The 4,076-nt window shown below is 64.8% G+C and carries 7 protein-coding genes; 6 read left to right on the top strand and 1 reads right to left on the bottom strand.

All coding sequences use genetic code 11. From position 1 onward, the window contains the following. Positions 1–205: 205 nt before the first annotated feature. Entirely contained in the window at positions 206–1,042 is an 837-nt protein-coding gene (locus J1902_RS18820; RefSeq protein ID WP_207617900.1) for an SGNH/GDSL hydrolase family protein, read from the top strand. A gap of 52 nt (positions 1,043–1,094) precedes the next feature. On the opposite strand, the gene J1902_RS18815 is transcribed toward J1902_RS18820, so the two are convergent. Further along, positions 1,095–1,379, bottom strand: coding sequence for a YciI family protein (locus J1902_RS18815; RefSeq protein ID WP_207617899.1), 285 nt, complete (start codon positions 1,377–1,379; stop codon positions 1,095–1,097). Between the two features lie 159 nt (positions 1,380–1,538). Between J1902_RS18815 and J1902_RS18810 the strand changes: the two genes are divergently transcribed. From J1902_RS18810 to rpsN, 5 genes are all read left to right on the top strand, one after another. After that, complete coding sequence (locus tag J1902_RS18810; protein ID WP_207617898.1) at positions 1,539–2,018, top strand: MarR family winged helix-turn-helix transcriptional regulator; 480 nt, start codon at positions 1,539–1,541, stop codon at positions 2,016–2,018. Positions 2,019–2,059: 41 nt separating this feature from the next. Beyond that, complete coding sequence (locus J1902_RS18805; protein ID WP_207617897.1) at positions 2,060–2,842, top strand: SGNH/GDSL hydrolase family protein; 783 nt, start codon at positions 2,060–2,062, stop codon at positions 2,840–2,842. Positions 2,843–3,168: 326 nt separating this feature from the next. Beyond that, the gene (rpmB, locus tag J1902_RS18800) at positions 3,169–3,405 is read left to right on the top strand and encodes a 50S ribosomal protein L28 (protein WP_011693744.1); all 237 of its coding nucleotides are present in this window, start codon (positions 3,169–3,171) and stop codon (positions 3,403–3,405) included. Next, positions 3,405–3,572 carry a 50S ribosomal protein L33 gene (rpmG, locus tag J1902_RS18795; RefSeq protein WP_003798558.1) on the top strand — a complete coding sequence of 56 codons (168 nt, stop codon included), beginning with the start codon at positions 3,405–3,407 and terminating at the stop codon, positions 3,570–3,572. Before rpmB ends, rpmG begins: the two co-directional genes overlap by 1 nt. Positions 3,573–3,576: 4 nt before the next feature. Then, complete coding sequence (gene rpsN / locus J1902_RS18790; RefSeq protein WP_207617896.1) at positions 3,577–3,882, top strand: 30S ribosomal protein S14; 306 nt, start codon at positions 3,577–3,579, stop codon at positions 3,880–3,882. Positions 3,883–4,076: the final 194 nt, after the last annotated feature.

Genomic DNA, 4,076 nt, shown 5'->3' with positions numbered 1-4,076 from the left:
GGCGTGCTCGCTCGTTCCTCGCTTAGACGCACGCTGCCGGATGCCTGCCGCTCCGCCTCTGCTGTCCCGTCGCCAACGCTCTCTCAGCTTTAGCGCGTTTTTGGCCAACGCTCTCTCACTTTTGGCGCGTTTTTCCCCGACGCTCTCTCACTTCCTGTTGCTCGGCGTTAACCGTGGTGTTGCCTTTGGTGTCTAGGCTGGCGGTGTGCGGGATGTTGGGGCGGACCAGAACGGACGACGGCGGTATGTCGCCCTCGGGGATTCCTTCACCGAAGGCGTGGGGGACTGGAACTCCCTGCTGCCCAACGGCGTCCGGGGCTGGGCTGACCGGGTTGCGGAGAAGCTGGCCAAGGCACAGCCGGGCTGGGAATACGCCAATCTGGCCGTCCGCAGCAAGCGGCTCCGCCACATCATCGACGAGCAGCTTGAGCCGGCGCTCGCCATGGAACCGAGCCTCGTCACGCTATATGCCGGCGGGAACGACCTTCTCGACTTCGGCACGGACATGGACGCCCTCATGGATGACTACGAGCTCCTGGTCGCCAGGCTCGCGGGAACGGGTGCAACGCTGGTCCTGTTCACGGGGTTCGACGTGAAGGTTTCGGCCGTGCTGGAGCCGTTCAAGAAGCGCAACACCCTCTACAACGAGCGCGTCCGGCAGCTGGCCGCCAGCTACGACGCCGTCCTGGTGGACTACTGGTGCTTCGACGCCTTCCACGACCGCCGCATGTGGGCCGCGGACCGGCTCCACATGTCCAAGGCCGGCCACAAATACCTCGCCGCGCAGGTCCTGGACCACCTCGGCGTGCCGCACAAGTTCACGCCGAAGGACTGGGAACCGCCCGCACAGATGAGCCTGCGGGAATGGGAGCGCCGGCAGCGCCGCTGGGTGAACGACTGGGTCCTGCCCCTCTTCGGCCGCAAACTCCGCGGCGTCACCCTGGGTGACTCGCTGAGCCCGCGCTGGCCTGAACCGGTGAAGGTCCCGCGCAAGGGCGGACTGAAGAAATTGATGCAGCAGCGCCAGGACGGGCCGCCCTGACCCGCTTGGCCGGGGCCGCCGGAAGCCGCTGGCCCTCCCGGAGCGGCAACCCTCAGTCCAGCAGGTTCTCGTATCCTTCGGCCACGGTGGTGGCGGTGAACTCGATGATCTCGAACTCGGCCACACCATTGCTGTAGAAGGGATCCTGGGCCAGTGACGCATCCAGGGTGGCACGGTCCGCCTTGGACAACAGCACGCCGCCCACCGCCGGAACCATGCGCCCGGACGCGAGGAAGATACCGGCGTCGAACGCTTCCTTGACCCAGGTCATGTGCGCGGGGCGGTGGAAATCGACGATCTCGTCGGGAACCTTGTAGGTCAGTGCAACTACGAACATGCGGCCAGCCTACCGCCCGGCCCAGCCCAGCCCGGCCCGGCCCAGCCCGGCCAGCCTACCGCCCGGCCCAGCCCGGCCAGCCTACCGCCCGGCCAGCCTACCGGCCCGTCCCGGCACCGGCCCGAGGAGCCAAGCAACACCGTCTCCTAAGATGGAGCCATGACCGAACCACGCTGGCTCAACGCCGACGAACGCCGCGCCTGGCTGGCCTTGCTGAGCATCAACACCCTGCTTCCCGCAGCACTGGATACGCAGCTCCAGTCGGCCGGGAAGTTGTCGCTGTTCGACTACAACGTGCTGGCCATGCTGTCCGAGACCGAAGGCAGGTTCCTGCCGATGAGCGAGCTGGCCGCGCGCACCAGCGCCTCGCTGTCACGGCTTTCGCATGTGGTCACCAAGCTGCAGAAGCGCGGCTGGGTGGAGCGCGAGGCACATCCGCGGGATGCCCGCGTCACCGTTGCGCACCTGACCGACGCCGGCATGGACACCATCGTGGAGCTCGCCCCGGGGCATGTGGACGCGGTCCGTACCCTGATGCTGGACGCCATGACCGAGGCCGACGTCGCCGATCTTGCGCGGATCGGCGAGAAAATCGTCGCCCGCCTCGACAACAACCACTGGATCCTGCGCGAGGAGTAGCCACATTGTTGCCCCGCGCGCCGTGGTGGCAGACTGGCGCCATGGATTTTTCCGCGCGGTATGTGGCCTTGGGAGACTCGTTCACGGAGGGTGTCGGCGACGATGACGCGGCCCGCCCCAACGGTGTCAGGGGCTGGGCAGATCTCACGGCCGAGCAGCTTGCACGCGGCAACGAGGGCTTCGGCTACGCCAACCTCGCCATCCGCGGGAGGAAGCTCCGGCAGGTCATGGCCGAGCAGGTGGACGCCGCCGTCGCGCTCAAACCCACGCTGGTGACCTTGTACGCGGGGGCGAACGACATCCTGCGGCCGAAGGTGGACATAGATTCCCTGGTGGAAGAGTACGACGCCGGCATTGCCAGGTTGAGCGCGACCGGCGCCACCGTGGTCCTCTTCACGGGATTCGATTCCCGCAACTCCAAGGTCTTCGCCACCACGCGCGGACGCACCGCGATCTACAACGAGCTCGTCCGTGAAGTCGCCGAGCAGCACGGGGCACTGCTGGTGGATTACTGGCGCTTCGGCGAGTACAACGATCCGCGCATGTGGGCACAGGACCGGATGCACATGTCTACCGCCGGCCACGCCAACATGGCCAAGCGGGTGCTGGCAGTCCTCGAGCAGGACGACGCCATCGAGGTTCCCGCACTGGCGCAGCAGCCGGAGGCCAGCAGGGCCGAAGCCCTCCGCGCCAATGCCCGGTGGGTCCGTGAATTTGCCGGTCCCTGGGTTGTCCGGCGTGTCCGGCGCCGCTCGTCCGGGGACGGGCTCCGGCCAAAATACGCCACGCTCACCCGGCCGCTGTCGCTGCCCGTGATTCCTTAATTGGTCTTAAATTCGCCCAGCTCGTAGAATAGGTAGGCGCTAGGTGGCGCGGAGCGTGTGCAATTGCTCCGGTTGGCGGTGAAGGTCGGGTTTTCTGATCTCCCGGTGGCCGGTAGTTAGGGGCTCAAGTTGCGTGCATTCCTGTATTCGCCCAGTATCCCAGGACCTGTTCCAGTGGCTTCCACTGCCCGGTCCTGAGCCAGCCGTCTCGCCGCAGTCTTGTGGAAGCTACCGAAATGGTCTGGAAGCTGGATTCGGACGCCGCCTGTCGCACGGCAAGCAGGAACTCTGCTGGCCGTTTCGTTTAATTCTTTAGGAGAGTCGTCATGGCAGCACACTGCCAGGTGACCGGAGCCGAGCCGGGCTTTGGACACAGCATTTCGCACTCGCACCGCCGCAACAAGCGTCGGTTCGACCCGAACATTCAGAAGAAGCGCTATTGGGTTCCGTCCCTGCGCCGTAACGTCACGCTGCAGGTCTCTGCACGTGGCATCAAGACCATCGACGTACGTGGCATCGACGTAGTCGTCGCCGCAATCCTGGCACGAGGAGTAAAGCTCTAATGGCAAAGGACAAGGACGTACGTCCGATCATCAAGCTGAAGTCCACCGCGGGCACGGGTTACACCTACGTAACCCGCAAGAACCGTCGTAACGACCCGGACCGTCTGGTCCTGAAGAAGTACGACCCCAAGATCCGCCAGCACGTCGAATTCCGAGAGGAGCGCTAAACACATGGCTAAGAAGTCAATGATCGCTAAGAACGAACAGCGTAAAGTCATCGTTGAGCGTTACGCCGCAAAGCGTCTCGAGCTGAAGAAGACGCTGGTTGACCCCAACGCGACTGACGAAGCACGCGAAGCTGCACGCCTCGGCCTGCAGAAGCTGCCCCGCAACGCCTCCCCGATCCGTCTGCGTAACCGCGACCAGATCGACGGCCGTCCCCGCGGCACCTTCCAGAAGTTCGGTATCTCCCGTGTTCGTTTCCGCGATATGGCTCACCGCGGTGAGCTCCCGGGCATCACCAAGTCTTCCTGGTAATCACGAAGCTCTAGAAGGGCCGGCAACCGTTATGGTTGCCGGCCCTTCTTGCATTTAAGGCCTTGCCCTTCTCGCGGGCATTTCCTTTCGCCCGCCTGCCGGCCGCCGGTGACGCACAACACAGAATCCAATTACGACGGCGGTGGCTGGTTTGTGGGGGTGGGTGTGGGGTGTTTTTGGTGTGGTGGCGGGGT

The organism is Arthrobacter cavernae (genome assembly GCF_017368795.1).
Taxonomy (GTDB): Bacteria; Actinomycetota; Actinomycetes; order Actinomycetales; family Micrococcaceae; genus Arthrobacter; species Arthrobacter cavernae.
The sequence above is the reverse complement of the archived record's forward strand: the minus strand, read 5'-3'. Positions and strand labels throughout refer to the sequence as shown.